Origin of the sequence: Enterococcus gallinarum (assembly GCF_021496385.1) — a bacterium.
GTDB lineage: Bacteria > Bacillota > Bacilli > Lactobacillales > Enterococcaceae > Enterococcus_D > Enterococcus_D gallinarum.
This window is the reverse complement of the sequence record NZ_CP050816.1, coordinates 3,156,605-3,178,300: the sequence shown is the minus strand read 5'-3', so window position 1 is coordinate 3,178,300 and position 21,696 is coordinate 3,156,605. Positions and strand designations below refer to the sequence as shown.

General features: G+C 40.4%; 19 protein-coding genes. 13 read left to right on the top strand and 6 right to left on the bottom strand.

Features of this window, described 5'->3' with window-relative positions:
• Positions 1-3: 3 nt before the first annotated feature.
• The 6 genes from HED61_RS15345 to HED61_RS15320 all read left to right on the top strand — a co-directional run bounded on the left by HED61_RS15345 (position 4) and on the right by HED61_RS15320 (position 7,068).
• Entirely contained in the window at positions 4-888 is an 885-nt protein-coding gene (locus HED61_RS15345) for a class II fructose-bisphosphate aldolase (RefSeq protein ID WP_029486417.1), read from the top strand.
• Positions 889-925: 37 nt separating this feature from the next.
• Positions 926-2,905 (top strand): BglG family transcription antiterminator, encoded by a 1,980-nt coding sequence (locus HED61_RS15340; protein ID WP_225585869.1) that lies wholly within the window; start codon positions 926-928, stop codon positions 2,903-2,905.
• A complete protein-coding gene (locus tag HED61_RS15335; RefSeq protein WP_113849285.1) occupies positions 2,877-3,542 on the top strand; it encodes an RpiB/LacA/LacB family sugar-phosphate isomerase in 666 nt (221 codons plus the stop codon). Before HED61_RS15340 ends, HED61_RS15335 begins: the two co-directional genes overlap by 29 nt.
• 190 nt (positions 3,543-3,732) lie before the next feature.
• A complete protein-coding gene (locus HED61_RS15330; protein ID WP_103300173.1) occupies positions 3,733-4,659 on the top strand; it encodes a LacI family DNA-binding transcriptional regulator in 927 nt (308 codons plus the stop codon).
• Between the two features lie 252 nt (positions 4,660-4,911).
• On the top strand, positions 4,912-6,066 hold the full coding sequence (locus tag HED61_RS15325; protein WP_230322295.1) for an EndoS/ChiA family endoglycosidase: 1,155 nt from the start codon (positions 4,912-4,914) through the stop codon (positions 6,064-6,066).
• A gap of 129 nt (positions 6,067-6,195) precedes the next feature.
• Entirely contained in the window at positions 6,196-7,068 is an 873-nt protein-coding gene (locus tag HED61_RS15320) for an endo-beta-N-acetylglucosaminidase H (protein WP_373368158.1), read from the top strand.
• A gap of 506 nt (positions 7,069-7,574) precedes the next feature.
• Here the strand turns inward: HED61_RS15320 and HED61_RS15315 are convergent.
• Positions 7,575-7,763 carry a hypothetical protein gene (locus HED61_RS15315; RefSeq protein WP_003125527.1) on the bottom strand — a complete coding sequence of 63 codons (189 nt, stop codon included), beginning with the start codon at positions 7,761-7,763 and terminating at the stop codon, positions 7,575-7,577.
• 182 nt (positions 7,764-7,945) lie between these two features.
• Entirely contained in the window at positions 7,946-8,608 is a 663-nt protein-coding gene (locus tag HED61_RS15310) for a hypothetical protein (protein ID WP_219645116.1), read from the bottom strand.
• 296 nt (positions 8,609-8,904) lie between these two features.
• Between HED61_RS15310 and HED61_RS15305 the strand changes: the two genes are divergently transcribed.
• Positions 8,905-9,186 carry a metal-sensitive transcriptional regulator gene (locus HED61_RS15305; protein ID WP_138371188.1) on the top strand — a complete coding sequence of 94 codons (282 nt, stop codon included), beginning with the start codon at positions 8,905-8,907 and terminating at the stop codon, positions 9,184-9,186.
• Between the two features lie 10 nt (positions 9,187-9,196).
• Entirely contained in the window at positions 9,197-10,555 is a 1,359-nt protein-coding gene (locus HED61_RS15300) for an MATE family efflux transporter (RefSeq protein ID WP_171917312.1), read from the top strand.
• A 15-nt stretch (positions 10,556-10,570) separates the two neighbouring features.
• Here HED61_RS15300 and HED61_RS15295 read toward each other — a convergent pair whose 3' ends face one another.
• Genes HED61_RS15295 through HED61_RS15285 form a run of 3 tightly spaced genes read right to left on the bottom strand, consistent with a single transcriptional unit; the run spans position 10,571 to position 13,124 of the window.
• Positions 10,571-11,347, bottom strand: coding sequence for an ABC transporter permease (locus HED61_RS15295; RefSeq protein WP_219645117.1), 777 nt, complete (start codon positions 11,345-11,347; stop codon positions 10,571-10,573).
• Between the two features lie 2 nt (positions 11,348-11,349).
• Positions 11,350-12,153 (bottom strand): ABC transporter permease, encoded by an 804-nt coding sequence (locus tag HED61_RS15290; protein ID WP_219645118.1) that lies wholly within the window; start codon positions 12,151-12,153, stop codon positions 11,350-11,352.
• Positions 12,150-13,124 carry an ABC transporter ATP-binding protein gene (locus HED61_RS15285; protein ID WP_195957378.1) on the bottom strand — a complete coding sequence of 325 codons (975 nt, stop codon included), beginning with the start codon at positions 13,122-13,124 and terminating at the stop codon, positions 12,150-12,152. Before HED61_RS15285 ends, HED61_RS15290 begins: the two co-directional genes overlap by 4 nt.
• Before the next feature lie 366 nt (positions 13,125-13,490).
• Here HED61_RS15285 and HED61_RS15280 point away from each other — a divergent pair, with 366 nt between their 5' ends.
• The 4 genes from HED61_RS15280 (at position 13,491) to HED61_RS15265 (ending at position 17,484) form a co-directional block, all read left to right on the top strand.
• Positions 13,491-14,897, top strand: coding sequence for a hypothetical protein (locus HED61_RS15280; protein WP_113849293.1), 1,407 nt, complete (start codon positions 13,491-13,493; stop codon positions 14,895-14,897).
• Between the two features lie 287 nt (positions 14,898-15,184).
• Positions 15,185-16,492 carry a DUF3440 domain-containing protein gene (locus HED61_RS15275; protein WP_219645119.1) on the top strand — a complete coding sequence of 436 codons (1,308 nt, stop codon included), beginning with the start codon at positions 15,185-15,187 and terminating at the stop codon, positions 16,490-16,492.
• Positions 16,493-16,522: 30 nt separating this feature from the next.
• A complete protein-coding gene (locus HED61_RS15270) occupies positions 16,523-16,942 on the top strand; it encodes a hypothetical protein (RefSeq protein WP_103300188.1) in 420 nt (139 codons plus the stop codon).
• Entirely contained in the window at positions 16,942-17,484 is a 543-nt protein-coding gene (locus tag HED61_RS15265) for an IbrB-like domain-containing protein (RefSeq protein ID WP_005470480.1), read from the top strand. The genes HED61_RS15270 and HED61_RS15265 overlap by 1 nt, the downstream gene beginning before the upstream one ends.
• A gap of 135 nt (positions 17,485-17,619) precedes the next feature.
• Here HED61_RS15265 and HED61_RS15260 read toward each other — a convergent pair whose 3' ends face one another.
• Positions 17,620-18,189: a recombinase family protein gene (locus HED61_RS15260; RefSeq protein ID WP_219645120.1), complete on the bottom strand. Its 570-nt coding sequence runs from the start codon at positions 18,187-18,189 to the stop codon at positions 17,620-17,622.
• 463 nt (positions 18,190-18,652) lie between these two features.
• On the opposite strand from HED61_RS15260, the gene HED61_RS15255 reads away from it, so the two are divergent.
• Positions 18,653-21,652 carry a BspA family leucine-rich repeat surface protein gene (locus HED61_RS15255; RefSeq protein WP_219645121.1) on the top strand — a complete coding sequence of 1,000 codons (3,000 nt, stop codon included), beginning with the start codon at positions 18,653-18,655 and terminating at the stop codon, positions 21,650-21,652.
• Positions 21,653-21,696 lie beyond the last annotated feature (44 nt).

The window sequence follows — 21,696 nt, the reverse complement described above, 5'->3', positions numbered from 1 at the left end:
ACAATGTTAGTAAGTATGAAATCAATTTTAGAAGATGCCAATAAAAATTATTATGGTGTGATGGCGATGAATAGTATCAATATTGAAATGGCGCGTGCAGGAATCGAAGCAGCCGCAGAACAGCGTTCACCGATCATCATTCAATTCGGTCCTGGTCAAATGAAAAATCATGCACATAAAGAAGAAATGATTCCATTGATCAAGGAACTGGCAGCCAGAGTTACTATTCCTGTTGCGTTGAATCTAGATCACGGCATGGACTTCCAAGTCATTGCTGAATGTATCAATCAAGGCTTTACAAATGTCATGTTTGACGGTTCAAGCCTGTCTTATGAAGAAAACTTGCAAAAGACGGCAATGGTCTGCAGTCTTGCACATAGCGTTGGCTGTTCTGTTGAAGCAGAATTAGGACATGTAGGACAAGCGCTGAACGAAGATGATGCAAATATGGATCTTTACACAAATCCTGAACAAGCATTACACTTTGTTCAAAAAACAGATGTTGATGCTCTAGCTGTTGCGATTGGTACCGCACATGGCAACTACCCCAAAGGGAAAATACCACAACTAGACTTTGAGCGTTTAGCAGAGTTAAAAGAAACGTTGCAGATGCCATTAGTGCTTCATGGAGGAAGTGGTTGCGGGAAAGCCAATTTAAGAAAAGCAGTTTCTTTAGGAATCAATAAAATCAATGTGGCTACAGATGCGTTCACTGTTGCAAAAGAAGCCATGATGAGAGAACTAAAAAAAGACGAGCAAACGGATTATATGCATTTATGTATGGCTGCTGAAGCAGGAGTCAAGCAATTTGTGAAAGATTACATTGAGGTAATCGGCTCAAAGGATCGTTATATTTTTGGCGAGGTTACTTACACGGGTCATGAATAGTTGATGAAAGGCAGAATCTGATAGGAGGGCTTTGGATTTGATAAAAGACAAATTAGTAAAGAGAGAGATCTTACGTTTTCTTCAGAAAAATCCGGAGACCTCTATCAAAAAAATAGCTGAATATGTTGGCAAATCTGAAAAATCGATTCGGAGGAAAATCGCCCAAATCGATGATTTGTTGGTAGAAAATAAACTTGGACGAATTGATACGAAGCCTGGTAGAGGGATCTTATTTGTTCTCTATCCAAATAAACAAAACCAGTTATTAAAACATTTTAGTGATTTTTCTATACCTGAAGGAATTTCCCAAAATGATGAATGGACATTAATTTGTTTGCTGTTGGAAAGGGCGAGTAATCACTTTATCACTCAAGTAGAATTAGCTGAAAAATTATATGTCAGTATACCTACTTTCAGAAAACTAATGAGTCATGTGAAAGAATGGTTTGCTGATCATCATATTATGATTCAAACGATTCCCGGAAAAGGACTTACTTTGGTAGGTGATGAATATTCAAAACGGGTAGCGATTCGAGATGCGATCCTTCTGCAAGAAGATGAAAAACAAACTGTTGTTTTGCAACGATTTGCCAGAGGAATATCTGTTGAAGAAATCTCTGAGATTATTCGAAAAGCAGAAAGTGATTGGAAAATCAAATTTTCTAATACCTCATTTATCAAAATACGAATCATGCTGATTTTGAGCGTTGGAAGATTTTCTTATGCCTCTGATATGCCAACGATTGATGATTTTGAAAGAGAATACACCAATGAATATAGTTTTGTTGAAACCCTTTATCGTGGATTAGAAAAAAGAGGATTTGGAACATTCAATGAGGTAGATAAAAGAATACTTACTGCGGAAATTCTTGTATCAAATAAATTGCGCTGGAAGGATTCGGCAGCACTCACTAATTTAAAAAATCAGTATGATAACGATTTGCTTGAATTTGTTCATACAATCATTTCATCTATTTCAGAAATTTTGCAACAGCCATTGACGGAAGACAAAATTTTGGAAGAAGAACTGACAAACCATCTTCGTTCTGCTATTTTTCGAATGAAATACGGGCACAAAAATTCATCTGAATTGACCCGAGACTTGAAAAAACTCTATGGTCGCGTCTTTTTGAGCGTTTGGTCAACAAGTCAATTATTTGAGGACTACTATAATGTACAGTTAACCGAAGATGAGATTGCTTACATCGTTTTGTATATCGAAGCCGCTATATTGAGAAATCAAAGTCAAGTTGATGCTTATTTAGTAACGGATCGAGGCCGTTCCCAAAGTTTGTTTGCCACTGAATATATTAAAAAAAATATTCCAGAAATCAAAGAGATTCATATTATACGAGAAGAAGAAATTGACTCTACCAGAAAAGATGTCCTTTATTTAACGATGGTTCCAGTAGATTCGGTCACTGCAGTTCCGATTTCTTATCTTCCTTCAAACAAAGATCTTGTGAATATTCGAACGGCTCTTTCTCGTTGGGGAATTGTACCTGGATCAATCTCTATTTTTTCCGATGCATCCAAGCCGTTGCTGGATCCAAGATTGATCTTCGTAAATCAAACATATACAAACAAAGAAGAAGTCGTGACATTTTTATCCAATCAACTAGAAAGTTTAGGGTTTGTATCGCCAAATTTCTATCTGACGGTTTGGAAAAGGGAACAAAAGACAACTACCTGTATCGGTCATCATACAGCGATTCCACATGGAAGTATGACAGAAGTATTTGAACCTAAAGTAGCAATAATGGTTTTGAATGAACCAATTCTTTGGTACGAGGATGAAATGGTGGACACGGTCTTTTTACTGGCCACTAGAATGCAGACCCCGATTGAAATTAGACAGAACAAACATTTTTATCGGGAATTAACCGATTTCACAGAAAACGACTCACTAATGGCCGCTTTTAAAACGAAAAAAAACGCTTTGGCAGCTTTCAATTATCTTTTTTTAAAAATAAATGAGGTGGAAAAGAATGAAAATCGCACTTTTGAACGAATTTAGTCAGGCAGCAAAGAATCCAATTATCCTAAATGAATTGACAACAATCGGCAACAAATATGGTCATGAGGTTTATAATGTTGGCATGAGTGAACCTTTATTATCAGAAGATCTGCCAGAAGCTTACAGCAAAGACAATCCACGTTTGACTTATATTCATTTAGGTATTCAAGCGGCACTGCTGCTTGATTCAGGAGCGATTGATTTTATTGTGACTGGCTGCGGCACTGGACAAGGCGCATTAATGTCTCTAAATGCCTATCCCGGTGTGATATGCGGGTATTGTATCGAACCAACCGACGCATATCTTTTTTTGCAAATCAATAATGGTAATGCCCTGTCTTTGCCTTATGCTAAAGGATTCGGCTGGGGCGCAGAGCTAAACCTGGAAACAATCTTCGACCGTGCTTTTGGTTCTAACAAAGGAAATGGGTATCCTAAAGAACGGAAAGCATCACAAAATCACAATGCAGAAATATTGAATGAAGTAAAACAGGTGATGGCAAAACCACTACTGTCAGGTTTGAAAGCACTGGATCCAGCTTTGGTTCGCACCGCGTTAACCCCACGTTTTTTGGAATGTTTTGACGCTGGCTGCCAAAATCCTTCTATAAAAGCCTTTGTAGAAAAAATGAGATAGGAATGAAGAAGAGTAATCAACAACCCGAAGTAGGGAGAACTACTTCGGGTTGTTTGTTTATCACTTATGGTAGAGAAATCTTTCTTTTCATCCCCACAATCTGTCTTTATATTCCTTTTATGGTAGACTACAACTAGACAGAGGAAGATAAAGCAGCAGTGAAAATACATAGCATAAGGAGCAACTGTTTATGGCAACGATTCGAGATATTGCAAGAATGACTGGTTATTCCATCACTACGGTTTCCCGGGTTATCAACGGCCATCCGTATGTGGAAGAACAAAAGCGTCAAACCATTTTAGCCATGATGAAAGAACTGAACTATAAGCCGAATAAGATCGCTCAGAAACTAAGCTCAGGAAAAACATTCAATGTGGGAGTCATCGTACCATTTGTCAACCATCCCTTCTTCGATAGAATACTAAACGGCATTATGGAAGAAGCATTTGCGCAACAATATAAGGTGACGCTTTTACCAACTAATTTCGATAAAGCCTTGGAGAAGGACTATTTAGAAGAGTTCGCTGCCAAAGGGTTCGATGGATTGATTGTCATCACTCGTGCCAACCATATTGAGACATTTCGCCCCTATCTTGAAAATGGCCCTATCGTTTTTTGCGAAGATGCCAGCGGAACGGATGTCCCATTTGTAACGATCGATCAAGTTGGCTCAGTGACAGCCAGCATCCTTTATCTTAAAGAACAAGGCGTTAAACGGTTAGGCTTGACTCTTGGCCGCAGCAAACGACTCAGCTGTAATTCGATCAATACGATCGCTAAAGCAAAGGAGCTCTTTCCCGGGTTTTCAGAAGAGGACATTTTTTGGGATTGTATCAAAGCAGAAGATGGCGAGGCTGCGGCTGTTTTTTTCAAAGACCGGGGCGTTGACGGGATCATTACCAATGGAGATGAAATCGCAGCGACAATATTATCTCAATATGGGGAAAGAAAAGCACCTCTGATTATCGGTCAAGAAAACTTACTGATCAGTCGATTACTGAACTTTTCAACCGTTGAATTCCATTTGCACCTCTGTGGACAAGAAGCGTTCCGTCTATTCCAGGAACGGAGTAGGGAACAAATCGTTTTACCGTTTGAATTGCTTGTTCGCAGTTAAGCAATGCTCTAAAAATGTGTTATCAAAATCACCATTCTTTTTTAGGAGACTGCCGTTTTGCAAGAAAAGGATAAGAAAGCCCTCATGAGAATAGAGGGCTTCTTTTGTTGCTATTTTTTAGTGCATTCTTTTTTTACTTTAAAGAAAAATCTTTAATTTGTTATGAAATACCTATAATTTGTTCCTAGATATTTCATTAAGTAAGCGCTAACATAAAGTGTATCAAATTTTATTCTGAAAGGATGGATGTTGATGAAAAAAGTCGTTTTGGGATTGTTTGCCGCTAGTTCGTTGTTGCTTTGTGGTTTTTTGTTTGGGGTTGAGGGATCTGCCACGACTGTTGAGAAATCGGAAAAAACATTTATGGTCTATTACCGCACATGGAGAGATCAAAGTATTCCATCTGAACAAAATAATCAGATCCGAATGACAGATATTCCTTATGGTATTGATGTGGTCAATGTGTTCCACGCAAATGTGAGTGATGCAGATAGTAAAGTCTTTTTTGATGAAGTCGCCAATGTTTATGCACCAGAATTACACAAGCGAGGAACAAAGCTTGTACGAGGATTAGATTATCGCGAACTATTGAAAGTTCCTACAACGCAAAGCCAACCAACAGCAAAAGAATTTGACGATTATGCAAAGCAGCTTTTAGATAAATATATGACACCAGGAATTGATGGCCTTGATTTTGATATGGAAAGTACTTATACTACCAGTCAACTGAAAATCGCCCATGGGGTGATCGAGGCCCTCTCACACTATATTGGACCGAAGTCAGACACAGATACACTGCTGATTTATGATACTGTAGATATCTTTTCCCTAGAGCCATTTACTCCTGTTTCATCAGCGTTCAGTTTTTTGGGTGCACAGCAATATGGATCGAATGCCACGCGGGCGGAGTCTTCATGGAACAACACGTTCTCAAAGACAGGTATCGAACGATCTCAGTATTTAGTCGGTCTCTCGTTTCCTGAAGAACGTACCAATCAAACATGGGGAGATACCCGTGAACCTTATGAGTCCAGCAATCTCTATAGTGTCGCAAATTATGTCCGTACAACTGAAACTGGAGGCATGTTTCTTTATGCGATTGACCGCGATGGTATCCAAGGAAGAAACGATCAGTTGTTGAAGACGGACTTTCTCTGGACAAAAACGGCGATTTTGGAATCAAAAGGTTACTCTTTGGCGGAGTCTCAAGCTTTTGCTAAACATTATCTTGCTAGAAAGAACGACCAGTTTTCCGATCGCCAAGTTCAAGAATTAAGTCAACAAATCGAACGTGCCACTTCTCATTATGAAGTGAATCGAGTGTTTTTGGCTGCTAAGTATGAAGAAGCGGTCAGCCCTGAATATGACCCATTGAAAGAAGCTGCGCTTATGGCAGCAGAACAATAGACTCTATGCAAAAAAAATCTTCGTAAATGATGTGTAAATATCTGATTATTATAGGAGGCGTTGACAGTGAACAATAAGAATCAACTAGCAGTGAAACCATCTCGAAGATTCACAGTTGCTTTTGTGGTGATGGTTCTTTTAAGTCTCTTTTCTTTGGCCGCACCGGTTTTAGAAGCTCAGGCTGTCGATCAAGTCACACCGAAAACAGTGATGTATGTTGAAGTCAATGACAACGAATTTAGAAACATTGGGAAATATACGCTAGCCGGAACGGACAAACCTGCAATCGACATCGGGATCATTTTTGCTGCGAATATCAATTATGATCCAGCGACAAAGCAAGCCTATCTTCATTTAAATGAGCAAGTACAAAAAACACTAGCCGAAAAGGAAACCCAGATCAAACCGTTACAAGCACGAGGCACAAAAGTTCTCTTATCGATATTAGGAAATCACCAAGGAGCTGGTTTTGCAAATTTCACAGATTATGCCAGTGCTGATGCGTTTGCTGCGGAGCTAGAACAAGTGGTGAAAACGTATGGTTTAGACGGAATCGATTTTGATGATGAGTATGCAGAATACGGGAAAAATGGGACACCTCAACCAAATGATCAGTCATTCATTTGGCTTATTCAAGCATTGAGAAATCGTCTTGGGACAGATAAGCTGATCACACTATATAATATTGGTCCCGCTGCCGAGAATTCAATGTATAATGAAAATGTTTCAAAGACGATCGATTATAGCTGGAATCCATATTATGGCTCTTGGCAGGTTCCTTACTTTGTTGGAATGGGGGCCGACCGTTTAGGACCAGCGGCTGTAGAAGTAGGAAGAAACCAAGCGCAAAGCATTCAATATGCTAAACGGACGAAGGCTGAAAATTACGGGATTTTCCTAATGTATAATCTTCGCAGCACCAACTCTGCCGATTATCTTTCAGGAATCACACAGGAATTGTATGGAAAGAAGACTGTATATACAGAGACTATTCCAAACTAGAAGGATTCAAATCAAAATGAGAAATGTGTCATAGATAACGACTGTGGGGGACGCTTCAACAAGAAGTGCCTTCGCAGTTTTTTTATTCGAGGATAGGATTATCAGCAGATCTCCGTAGCTGGAAATTTATCAACAAAAGTAGAAGAAATGTTTTTTTATTGGGAGATTTGAGGGAAATAGAATAGTAAATCTTTGTTTTGCTCAGCAATAAGACCACTTGAAATTCGTAGAAGAATGGCTTACCATTGTTCTGTAGTTCCGAAAAACAAACAAGGAAGAAGTACCAGGCAAGAGCACTTGGGGAAGAGTCTCTTGGGGGAAGCCTGATACATCTCCTGTTTTTTTATTTTAACATTATTTGCAAATAATGTAGAGAGATATTGAATAAATAAAATAAAAATACTTTATACATTTTGGTGTTTCAACGAAGCAACACTAATTGGGCTGCCTTTTTTCTGTCTTGGGGATCCTGTACCTAAAATCAGTTTCCTCAGTCTCTGAAAGTTTTATCCCACCAATGATGCAGTTTTGATTGAAAAGTTGCAAAGTTTCGCAACTCCTGTTTCAGAAGTACCTTGAATCAACACTGTAGCTGTATTTTCGTAAACATGAATAACGCTAACATCTTGTAAACCACTAAAGCCAATAACCTTTGCCTGATAGTCTTGACCAGGAAACACTTGATATTTTTCCATGTTTGCTCTCCTTTTTTATTTTAATTTATTCTTATTTCAAAAGAATAATAAGTAAAAAGCATAAAAAAGTAAAGGAAAACGATTTAAAGGAGACAACTAAGATTTTGCTGTTCATTTTGTTCTTTTAAAAATGTATTGAAGGGGATAGTCAAAGCCATGTAGTTTTCTTATGAGAACTTAAGTTATTTAATTATCAAGTAAATTAAGTAGGCATTTGGCAAGGTTTTCAAGTTATCTGGTGCTAGATTATTTGCCATATCATCATAGATTTTTAATCCATCATTTCCTTCTGCTAAATAAAGCAGTGGGACTTTTTTATTTTTCTCGAGTTTCACTTTGCCGTTTTTGATAGTAGTCACAGCACCAAATTGTCTGTCTTCCTGTGTAAGGGGAAAGTCATAGTCGGAAAGATCGGTGACTGTTTGTGACATGGCGCCATTGGAGAATAACTTCACCAATAAATGATTCTGTTCTTCCGCAATACCAAAGTTTAAATAGCCACTGATGGAAACATCTTGTTCATAAGTCAAAGAAGCAACTGATTCATGAGCACTTAATTCACCTTTGCGATAGTGATCAAAATAGACTGTTAATGAGGTTGCCGTGGTGTTGAATTTTAGTTGCGAACCATATGCCAGTAGCAAACTCGTCAAATCTGGTTCATTTTCTAGTTGAACAAGCTGACCATCAGGGACACCAGCTATTTTGCTACCCTGAAAAGGCCAGTAATTGAAGTGATTCAAGAACAGACCCAACACTACAACAATCAGGGTAGGGAGGAGGATGAAAACAAGACGTTTTGGCTTGCGCGATTTATGAGTTGCTGGCTTTTCAGATAGCTGCATGTTGATTCGCTCCTTTTAAGTTGATCTTTCTTCTTTGATTTTCTCACAGTATAGTGTTTAAAACAATATTCAAAGTGTAAAATTACTATATAATATGACAGTACTTGTAAAAGTTGCACTAAGTGAGTTTGTTGCTGTCTGTTTCTCTCATTCATGACCAGAGTTGTAGCACCTCCGAGGAAAGATAGTTGAAATGACTTTAGCAATAGAAGAATTAAACATAACTTTTTGACTTAGAAATAATGATTACGTACAATAGGGGTGGGGGGTACCCCTATATTAAAGGAGGAATCGCTATGTCACATGCCAAAGAACATCAAACAGATGAATTACTTAAACGCCTGAATAAAATTGAAGGGCAAGTCTCTGGGATTAAAAAGATGGTCGTCGCTAATAAAGATTATGGGGATATCATGATCCAGTTGAACTCAGCTCGTTCGGCCATTCAAAAAATCAGCCAAATCCTCTTGGAGGCCCAAGCGGATCATGCGTTGATACATGTTAGTGCAGGTTCAGATTTGGATGAAGAAATGAAGGCCTTGAAACGGGTGATCACCCAATACAACAAGTTGAATTGAGTGACGGGATATGACTAAATTAAATGCTGATTTGCCAAAAGACATGCAAATCCAGAAGCGAATCATTCATTTGGCATTGCCAGCAACTGTGGAGAATGTCTTGGAAACGACAGTTGGCTTTATTGATTCATTGATGGTTTCCAAAATCGGATTATTTGCCGTTGCAGGTGTTGGTTTAGCTAATGCAATATTGAATGTATATATAGCTATTTTCATTGCTTTAGGAATTGGGACATCTTCATTGATTTCACGAAGTATCGGCGCAAATAACCTAGAAAAAGCAAAGCAGATCGCTAAGCAATCGTTGTTGTTGGCAATCATCTCTGGTCTTTTTCTGGGAATTGTAAGTTTAGTAGCTGGACCTCAGCTTTTAACGATCATGGGAGCGACAAAAGAAACCCTTGATTCTTCCCTGCAATTTTTTAGTATTGTAGGGGGCGGAGCTATTGTTATTGCAACGATGTCTATTTTGGGGAGTATGCTACGAGCAATCGGAGATACCAAAACACCAATGAAAATCGGTATTATTACGAACGTATTGAATGTCGTAGTGGATTATGTCTTGATTTTTGGTGTAGGGCCAATTCCAGCTTTAGGTGTGATGGGAACAGCGTTAGGAACATTAATTGCCAGATCGTTAGGTACGATATTACTTTATCGAAAAGTACAGCATTCTGTTATTGCTTTTCCATTGTTTACTCGATTGAATAAAAGTAGTTTCAATGAACTGTTGCGAATTTCTTTTCCAGCAGCGTTGGAGCGGTTAGTGATGCGTTTGGGACAGGTATTGTACTTTGGTCTGATCGTGGCGATTGGTGCCAAAACCTATTCAGCACACACCATTGCTGGCAGTATTGAAAGCTTTGTGTATATGCCTGCCTATGGGTTGGCGACGGCTGCTGCTACCCTGACGGGAATGAGTATAGGAAAGAAAGATTATGATGAGACAAAACGAATTGCTTTTTTATCTGTAAAATATGGTGTGATTATTCTTAGTCTCTTAGGGATTGGACTATTTATTGGGTCTCCGATTGTAGCTGCTTTGTTCACGAAAGATCCCGAAGCACTTCGTCAAATCGTGGTGGCTTTGAGGATCGATGCATTCAATCAACCAGGATTAGCGATCAGTCTCATTCTAGCTGGCGTGCTGCAAGGAATGGGAGACACCAAGACACCGTTGTATAGTACAGCGTTTGGGATGTGGGTGATACGAATAGTAGGTGTGATAGTGTTAGGCAATAGCTTGAATTTAGGGATCGCTGGTGTTTGGCTGGCAATTGGGATCGACTTGTACACTCGCTCGACTTTTTTATCCTATCGTTTTAAAAGAAATATCCGCAGACTTACGAAAAAAGGAAGCCCCGACTGAGGACTTCCTTTTTCATTACGAACCGGTAGAAACATACTTGCTCAGACCAAAGCGCCAAAACAAGAGGGCGGGAATACCAAATGGCAAGCATAGTAATGGAGCGAACGCCCACAGTGGCTGCTCCAGCCGACCAATGATAAATAAAAAGGGATAGTATTGAAACCAAGCCATTGGAATGACATAGGTCAAGATCCGCAAGACTTGTTTGCCGTAGATGCTAAATGGATAACGGCCAAATTCGCGGGCGCCGTCCGTAAAGATGTTCATGAATTCCAATCCCTGAAGGGTGAAAAAAGAAATGGCGGCATAAATCAAAAAGAGAAAAAAGAACAAGACGGCACCACAGAGAATCATCAAAGTCAGAGTCAGCACTTTGATCGGCTGCCAATCAATGCCGCTTGTTGGCAGTACATAGCAAAACAAGAGCAATGCTTGCAGGAGCCGACCAATGCGAGTGAATTCCATTTTAGCAGCCAGTACTTGAAAGACTAGCGGTCGGGGCCGGACCAATGCGCGATCAAATTCACCATTGGCGATCATTTGCGGAAATAGGTCGAACCCGCGAGCAAAACATTCCGCTAATGAAAAAGAAAAAAGGATTGTCGCAAAGCACAGCAGCACTTCCTCAAATGAGAAGCCATCCACTTGATAGAACCGGGAAAACATAAACAAAATTCCTAGAAAAGCGGTAAAGGAACCAAGGAATTGGCCTAATGCCGTCAAGAAGAACGAAACCTTATATTGCATTTGACTTTTCAAATGGATACTAAAATATTTCCAGTAAAGAGACATCTTCAACCCCCCTGTACGATCACTCGTTTTAACGCACGAGCCATCCAAAACTTGCCACCAGCTACCAATACCACCAACCAAAAAAGCTGCATTCCCAGCCTCAGCCATAACGCATTTCCAACCAAATCCCCGTTATAAATCCGCAAAGGCACATTTTGCATCGCGGCAAAAGGCAGCAATTCAGCGATTTGTCGAAAAGGCTGTGGGAAAAATGGCAACGGAATAATGGCGCCAGCGAGAAATTCACCGATTGCCCCCATCACAACTCGCACCCCGAGAGAAGAAAGGGTATAGAATGTCGAAATATAAATCAACATGGACACAGCCACTACGACGCCTAAACTTAAAACCAGCGACAGCATAAACAGCAGTATGCTCATCAGATTTTCTGGTAAGACCAAACGATAGGGCACTGGCAGCAAAAAGGCGATAGCAAAAATAGGCAGGCAGCGCAGCAACACTTTTGCACAGCGATTCGCTGCCGATTGGCAAAACCAGCGGTCATAGAGATCCATTGGACGAGCCAACTCGTAAGCGATCGTTCCTGATGTTATGGCATCAAAAATCTCATTTTCAAAAAACCATAACATGAACAATGCTAAGAAAGCTTGCTGCATCCAGACATAAGAAACGGTTTGCTGAAAGGTCATTGGAAAAGCAGCTGGATCGGTCTGATAAAAGGCGCGAAAAGCGAAAATCTCCATCATGCCCCAAACGAATTGTGTCACCATTCCAGCGAATGCTGCCGATCGATATTGCAGACTATTTGTAAAACGGATGCGAAAAAGTGCCTGATACTTGTTCATATATGGTACTCCTTATACAACTTAGCAACCATTTCTTCTGCTGTGATACTGGAAACAGACAGATCAGTGATCTCCACTTGCTGGCTAAGCTGTGTGATAGCTTGCGGCACGGTCAGCTGATTTGGATCAATCGTTAGTTCCAATCGCCCGATTTCTGCTTGGGTCACAGTGACGCCTGCTGGAAGTGTCGGTGCGGTTCCTAGATAATCGATCTGCAATGTTTTGGCGTCAGAGAAGCGTTGCTTCAACTCTGGCAATTGACCATCTAATAAAATTTGCCCTTTACCAATCAGTAAAATGCGTTCTGTCAATGCTTCAATGTCCTGCATGTCATGGGTCGTTAGGATGACAGTCGTTCCCTTTTCCTGATTACGCTTTTTGATGAATTGGCGCACTGCGATCTTAGACACCGCATCAAGGCCAATCGTCGGTTCATCTAGAAACAAAATCTTGGGATCATGGAGCAACGAAGCGGCAATCTCGCAGCGCATACGTTGCCCTAGACTCAAGGAACGGGCGGGTGTTTTCAATGTTTCGCTTAGATCGAGCAAAGCGACTAGCTCTTCCAGATTTTGCCGATAGACTTGCGGATCGACCCGATAAATATCACGAATCAGCTCGAAACTGTCGATGACTGGGACATCCCACCAGAGCTGACTGCGTTGACCAAAGACAACGCCAATGTCTCGGACATGATCGATCCGTTCTTTCCATGGAACGCGCCCGTTGATCAAGCACGTTCCGTCATCAGGTGTCAAAACACCGCACATGATTTTGATGGTGGTACTTTTCCCGGCACCGTTCGGACCGATGTATCCGACCATTTCTCCTTCTTGAATCGTAAAGCTGATATCTTGTAAAGCGGGGATCGTTGAAACCTCTCGATGAAAGAGCGCTTTGGTAGCATTACGAAAACCACTTTGGCGTTTCGCGACTTTGAAGCTTTTGTTGAGGTGTTGCACTTGGATCATTTGGATTCACTCACTTTCTTTTTTGGCAAAAAACGCGACAAAAAGAGCATCCGAAAACACGAATACTCGCAACGAGTTGGTCCAAACGAACATGGTTGGGGCAGCGGTTCGTCAGCCAAACAAAAGTAACGCTAGTGTAGCATAGCGAATGACTGAATTCAATGGAAGAAAAGATGTAAGTGATAAAAACGACATTCTAAACGAGCGATAAAGGAATAACGCCTTCGACTCTTAGCTTCTTTTTTTATGGAAAGCCGTGCGGTCTTTATATAGAAAAGGTATAATAAATGAGAAACGATCACTTGTACATGTCAATAGATCGTACCACAGATGAGTGATTGGTAGAGAGAAATAAGGAGGTTCCTGATGGTTCAACGAATCAAGAAATGGCTCGTGACGTTTGCACAAACGACCCCATTTCTTTTAAGTAATACGGTAATCGTGATTCCGTATTTGTTATTCCTAGGATTGAATAATGGCAAGAGTTGGTTAACGATTCTGCCGTTTACTTTATTTTATACATTACGGATGACAGGAATTTTTCTCATCCGCAGTATACGTTTGGGATTAGACAGTTATACACTGCTGATTGGTGCTTTGCTGATGGGTGGTGTTGGAGCCTTTGCTGGAGTTCTAGGTGTTTATTATTTTCCATTTTTCTATTTATCCGGTAGTCTGCTAGGGCTGAGTGCCTCTTGGCTAGTTCCAACGAATCGCACGGTCAATCTTCATGAAAAGAACTTGGGATTTATCAATATGACTCGTAAAAAAGTGCCTTTTGCATTGTTCTTACTGATTTTGTTGTTAGTGGTGATGGAATGGTCAGGCACAACGAAGCTGATAGCCGCATTTGGCTTGTATACGATGTTTTACGTCATGGCTTACCATACAGTTACCCACTATCCTAGATATAGCATCGACTTTAAGCAAATGAATTCAAAAGTGATCGCCTTTAAAGAATTGCTTCTTTTTCTAATCTTTTTCTTGTTACTCTTTTTGCTGCGGAATGCACGTTTATTGGCAAATATCCAATTGCTTGATTGGGCGATTTATGGTTTCTTTTTCCTCTTCTTAGGTGCCGTATTTTATCTGGGACGAGCGAAGAAGCATTGGAAGCTGCCCTCATGGCTCAACGTGCTAACTTTTTTAAATGGCATGTTAGGGAATTTTGTTTTCTTATTTGGAGCGCTTTATCTAGGAAGTCTACATGGGACAGAGGCGTTGACTCGCTATTTGTATTTGCCTTATCTTGGAGGAATGATTTTGTCCATGATCTTAGGCAAACGTATTCTGCAAGGTATTTCTCCAAATACAGTTCCAGTTCTGCTTGGTGGTTTGGCTCTTTCATTGTTTGTGCTTCTTTTTCCACAAAGTTTTGTTCTTGGTTTGTTTTTATTAAGCTTTTGGCAATCTTTGACCAGCAGCTGGTTGAATCAACGGTATGCGCAGGAACCTTCTTTGCCTGTTGATCAGCGAATGATCGCCAAATTTACCACTCAAAATAAGGGGAGTGTCACGCATCAATTCGTCATGATGGCTTTTCTACTGATTATGACAACTCTCTTTGATCGCCCGCTGAATATCTTGTTACAGCTATCGGGAAACGATCCATTGTCATCTCCAGATTTGCACGTATTAAATGATGCCAAATGGTTGAATTGCGGTATCTTAATGGTTGCTGTCATCGTTGTGTACATCTTGTGGAAAAAAAACCACTCAACTGGAGAAAGTGACGAAACAATAAAAACGAACGATGATTTTCCATTGGAGTAAGGAAAATCCCACTAGACTAGTAACTAGTCCAGTGGGATTTTTACGTTTTGATAACCATTGGATTTTCCCAATCCGCTTAATTGATGATCCAGCTCAAGCAATGTCAGGGTTAGACAGACAAATTTTTTTTCCTAATCGAAAGAAAGAGTGGAAATATTTGGATGTTTATTTCGTTAAGAAGGATTCTGCAATTAAGTGGTAGGCTTGTAAGCAACCCCAATTCACTTTATAATGAAAGTGAATACATGCACAAATTCAATCAAAAATAAGTAAAAGAAGCGGGGTTTATGAAGAAATATTGCGATATCAATGTGTTGGCAGCTGCTGAGGAACGTCTGACGTATATATTCAATACCTTTTCTCATGTTTATTTCTCTTTTAGCGGTGGGAAAGACAGCGGAGCAATGGTCCAATTAGCTGACCAAATTGCCCAAAAAAGTGGAAAAAAATTTGACTTGTTGATTTTAGACATCGAAGCCAATTATCGCTCAACTCGGAACTTTATGGAATCGATCAAACGGCTGAAAAGCGTTCAACAGGTCTATCATTTCTGCTTGCCATTTTATGAAGATAACACGACTAGTATTTTTCAACCTCAGTGGAAAATGTGGGATGAAGCCGAACGGGATAAGTGGGTCCAAGAAATGCCCAGGGATGCGATTTCGCTGTCAGATCTCGATGAATCAATGATGGAACTGTACCAAAGTGCGAATTTAAACCCAGATAAATTTCTGAAAAATTTTGCCTTTTGGTATGCGAATCATCATAAAGGCGAGCCGGTTGCCTGCGGCATCGGCATTCGTACCCAAGAAAGCTTGCATCGCTACCGGGCTATTTTAAATCGGAATTTCAATTATCAAGGACATTGCTGGATCAAGCATCAAACCAATCAAGGGGAGATTCTCAACTTTTATCCGCTTTATGACTGGAAGACAGAGGACGTCTGGGGGGCGTATGCGCACTTTGATTGGGAAATGAATGGTTTTTATGACAAGCTTTACACTTATGGAGTGTCCCTCTCCCAAATGCGGATTTGTCAGCCATATGGCCTGCAGCAACGAAAAGGACTTTCTCAATATGCGTTAGTCGAACCGGATACTTGGGAGAAAGTCGTCAACCGCGTCTCGGGCGCGAATTTTGGCCGCTTGTATGCACGGACTTCCTTGTTGGCCCATTACAATACTCAAAAACCTGCCCACATGACTTGGCAGGAGTACGCTGTCTTTTTGCTGGAATCGATTGGGCTATATTCCAAAAATCTGCAAGACCATTACTACCGTAAAATATCGATTCTGATCGCTCACTATCGGGACAAGTACGGTGTTCATGTAGAGGCGATCCCCGATGAAACCAAACGCAAAGAATGGCTGAAGAATGAAGTACTTTGGCATGACTGGAAGGGGATCGCGAAAGCATTGGAAAAAAATGATTTTTCTTTGAGTACCAGACAATACGCATTGACCAAGAAAGACGAGTCTGAACTCTATGCGTTAGCTGTGGAATTTGGTGCGGCATTAGGCATCGAGCACCTGCCAAAATACCAATTGAAGAAGTTAGGAAAGACCTATGAACAATTGACCAAGAATCAGCCGTAATCAGTTATTTGCTGAAAGGATGTGGAGTAGTTGAAAGAACAACTGATCGTCTTTTTTCCACCATATAAGAAAGGACATTTCTATCAATTGATGGGGCCTTTCTTTGCTGAGCGAATCTACCAAAAGCAATTTCCCTATCTCGTTAATTCTGGGGATTGCCATTGGTATGTGATCGTGGATTCGCTGAATCAGGTGATGGGCTTCTCTTACTATGAAAAAAAAACAGCTCGCATCGAGATTGGCGAATTCTATGAAAAAGAGCCTGCTTCAGGCAGAAAAACTCTTTTGTTAAGAAAAATGCTGCATGACATCCGAAAAAAACATCCGGATCAAGAAATCACAGTCACAACGAATCACCCTAACGAAGTGGCGTTGTTCCAAACAAAAGGGTTCACCGTTTTTCGCCAAACGAAGAACTATTATTTTCTCAAAAGGGAGTGTTCTGTTTAATGGAAAAAATTGCTTTTCCTGTGCTAGCTGTAAAAATGGTTCCATTGATTCAAATTCACGCCAATCACTACAATCCCAATAAAGTAGCGGAACCCGAGTTGGAACTTTTGGAGTTGTCGATTCGGGAAGACGGCTTCACACAACCATTAGTCTGTTATTTTGACAACGAAAAAGAAGGGTACTTACTGATTGACGGCTTTCACCGCTATCAAGTGGCCAAAGAACGGTTGAACCTAAAAGAAGTGCCAGTGACTGTTATCGATAAGCCATTGGAACACCGTATGGCTTCCACTGTTAGACATAATCGAGCTCGAGGCACTCATGGTATCGAGAAAATGAGCAAAATCGTTCAACAATTAGTAGCAAGCGGATGGACAGATGATCGGATTGCCAAAGAATTGGGAATGGAGGCAGAAGAAGTCTTTCGTTTCAAACAAAGCTCCGGCTTAAAGAGTGCCTTTTCGAACCATCAATTTAGCCGATCATGGACTGATTTTGAAAAAAAATATTATCAGAAACAAGAAGAACCAGAGAATATTTGATTAAACACTAGAAAATTTGCTGTGTTAAAATTAGAAAAACGACCATTGGATTACTCGTGATGAGCTTGCTCTCATCGTAAAACAATGGTCGTTTTTTGATGTGGTTCGCTGGGTTAGCGAAGGAAAGCCAAGTGATCAGCTTTGCAATGCTGATTGTTTTAAATAACGATAAAAGGTTGATTTCTTCACTCCGGTCTTTTGACAAACATCAACCACTGAACAGCCCTGCTCTTGATAGAGATAAAGGGCTTTTTTGATGACCTGTGGTTCCACTTTCGGCCTCCCTCCAATATTTCCCCGGGCTCGTGCGGATAGCAGCCCTTCTTTGGTACGTTCGACAATAATATCACGTTCAAACTGACTAAATGCTTGGAAAACGGTCATCATCAATTTCCCCTGCGGTGTCTGAGTATCAAAATTTTCTTTGATACTGATTACTTTCACACCTTTTTGTTCAAAAAAATATACCAAATCAATTAAGTCTTTGGTACTGCGGCCAAGACGGGAAAAGCTTTCGATGATGATTTGATCCTGTGGCTTTACGCGCTTTTTTAATTTGATCAACTCTGGCCGATTGGCTTGGATACCACTGATCTTTTCGGTATAAATTTTGTGACAATTATATTTCTCAAGTAAATCCAATTGACGCGAAAGATCTTGCTGTTTTGTAGAAACCCGCGCATACCCATAACTGACTCCTGACATTTGCATTCCTCCGATTGAATAATCCTTTTTTAAGAGAGAATACCTTTTTTTGCTTACGAAGTATAGACGTAAAATAACGAATTTCATTAGATGGAATGGCTGGACCTCAGTTTTCTATAATCACATTTTTTCTTTCTCATGCCTGTGGTCTGTTAACAAAATCGCTGCTTACGGAAAAGTCAATCCTTAACGTTTCAATACTTAGCAATGGAATACTTGATTTGTTATATAACCACTAAGAAATTCGTCTTTATTTATTGAAAAGAGGAACGTCACTTCAATATTTTCACTGGGTGAAGAAAATATTGGAAAGTAAATTTTTTTTTGAGATGTTATGATTGGTCTCGGGAAAATTGAATTTCCTTTGATTTTTTTGAATTTCATGATTTTTTGCTGTCTAAAAAAGAGTATTGAATGCGAAGGTTACTTAAATTCACTTTATGAAGGGAGGTAATGATGACAAATGAAAAAAAAATCGTGGCTGATCATGCTTATTTTAATTTTCTATATTTTTCAGCCAATAATGGCTCTCTCTGAAGACTATACACAGAAAGAAGAAGCGGCGCAAGAACTGCCAGAGAATGAGGAACCAGACACTCTTGATAGTCATGAATCGGTTAGTGAAGAGGAAGACTCAATGGAAGAAGCCACTTGGGATACCGAGATCGATTCCACACCAGAGGAATCGTGGCAACAAGATGAAACTCCAGATGAATCATTCACTGATAACGATAGGCAAGAAAGTGAAGAACAAGATGAAAACCCACAGTCGGTAGACCAACGAAGTGAGATTCAAGGAAGTTGGGGAACGGTGCCTTGGACATACGATGAGGAAACGAACACCATGACTCTGTACGGGGGAGATGGCGGGACAACCCTTAATGCACCTTGGCGAGCATACTGGCCAAGATTGGAACAGATTATTGTTGCCGGGAGAGTTCGCTTACCATCAGATTCTAGCAACTTATTTGCAAGCACTCCCAATCTACGATCTATTCAAAATGAACACAATTTTGATACCTCTCAGGTGACAAATATGACGGCCATGTTTAGTTCGACAAGCAGTTTAAAAAGGCTGGATCTAAGCACTTGGGATACGAGATCAGTGACAGACATGAGAAGTCTCGTTTATAACAGTGGAATTGAATCACTCAATGTTAGTGGGTTTGATACAAGCGCAGTTACTAATTTACGTTCGATGTTTGCAGGAGCGACTAATTTAAAAGAACTTACATTAGGGGAAAAGTCAATTTTCTATATGTCTGATGATTTTTGGAGTGTGGCCAGTCTGCCTGACGTCCCAATAACAGAGCGTTACACTGGAAGATGGGTTCTTCGGGAAAGTATCGAATGGGAAGCGGATTTGATTGCCTACGATACTTCTTATGAATTTCTGAGGAATTACGATGGCAGTTATCCTGGGACATACATATGGGAAGAAAAAGAACGAGCATTATGGGGGACTGTTCCCTGGGAATATGATGAATCTTCAAAAACGATCACCCTTTTTGGCGGTACTGCGGGGATTGTTGCCAATGCACCATGGAAAAATCTATTGAATGAGGTCGAACTTATTATCGTCACTGAAAAGGTGACGTTGCCAGAAAATTCAGGTCAATTATTTATGGGACTATCGCATTTGAGAGAAATTCAAGGTATAGATAAATTTGATACATCTTCAGTTATTTATATGAATTGGATGTTTGGCAGTAATAGCTCCTTGACGTCGCTTGACTTGAATCAATGGGATACAACGTCGGTCATCAATATGCACTCTATGTTTAGTGGCGCTAGTTCATTAACAGATCTGGCAATAGGGAATATTGATACGTCGCGAGTCATTACGATGGCAAGTATGTTTGTCGGTACAACTTCTTTAGAAACCCTCGACATTCAGAACTGGAATACTCGAATGGTAGAGAATATGAGTTCGATGTTCGCAAGAAGCGGAATCGTGCATCTGGACTTAAACAATTGGAATACTACTAGCCTAACAAATATTAATGGGATGTTTCAAAATGCTGCAAATTTAAAGACAGTGAATATGAAAGACTGGCAAACTTCAAGGATTGTTAATATGACTAGTACATTCCAGAATGCTAGTGCGATATCTGAATTAAATCTAAGTGGTTGGACGACAAATACCTTACCAGTAACTATAACCAATATGTTTGGCGGTATGACAGGATTACGGTCGCTCACTTTGGGAGAAAGATCCATCTTCAATCAATCTGTGGGCTTGCCTAGTGTTCCGGTCAATCATGAATATACTGGTCGCTGGATCCTGAGTGATCCAACTGAAGATACTGATCCCATTGCATTTTCTTCATCTGCTGAATTTATGAACAATTATAATGGCAGCCATCCCGGAACTTACATCTGGGAACCGAATACCCTGAAAGAACTTTCTGCAGGGCTACATCCTGTCAGTGATCAATCTGACTCAATTACCGGCTATATGACCGAATCAGTGGATGTACTTTCGATTACTTATCAGAATACAGATGGAAGCACAGTGGTTATCGAGAAAGACTCGCCTCGAATCGAATGGGGGGACTATCAAGACCCTCAGCAACAGATCCGTTCTTTTAAAATCGTTCTAGCTGAAAACGAACGTTTGGAAACAACTACAAAAGTAATACTTTTTCTCTCGAAACCTTCGGTTAATACATTGGAAGATATAACAATTGATCGAGAGGTTATCAAAGGTATCGAGTATCGAGCCAACAATATCACATTGGATCGTTTGGCTATTAATGATTTAGCATCAAATGCTGAATTACATCAGATGATTTTACGAGAAAGCCGGGCGTCAGCTAAGAACCTCTTGACTGAAGCGGATCTCTCTTCGGAAATTCGAGTGATCGAGACGGATCTCACCCTCGATACCACTATAGATGGGACCTACTATGCACGATTGGAAGTAGGAAACAAGGCGTATCAATTTTGGATTGGCATTGATGTGTCTTCTAAACTGGGACACTTAAAGGTTACGATTCCTACCAAAATGATTTTTGAATCACTCTATGATGATGCCGAAAGTAATCGCAGTTTTGAAAGCGCGGACTATGAGATTCAGAATCAATCAAGGATCCCGGTCGATACGTATGTCACACAACTTGCTATCACTGATGATGCAGGAATTACATTATTGGCTGAGGGCGAGAGCCCACTTGATTATGTAACACCAATACATCAGGATCAAGCCTCAGAATCGGGGATTCCGATTCCGCTCTTACGACTGAGCATCAAGACGGAAGAAGCCGAGGTCCAGCTTTCTGAAAGAATGGCAGAACAACATTTTGTCCGTCTATCTCAAAGAAGCCATGTTCCTGTTAAATTGTCAGGTCATTACTATGGTCCTTACCCGCGTTGGATCACAGATGACCAGATGCAGCAAGGCGGGTATTATGAAGAGTCGCTTGCTCCGAAATATCAGATTATTCTGCGTTTCGTTCCATGAGAATCTTTCGAACATTTAACGACAGCTGCTGAAGACAAGACATA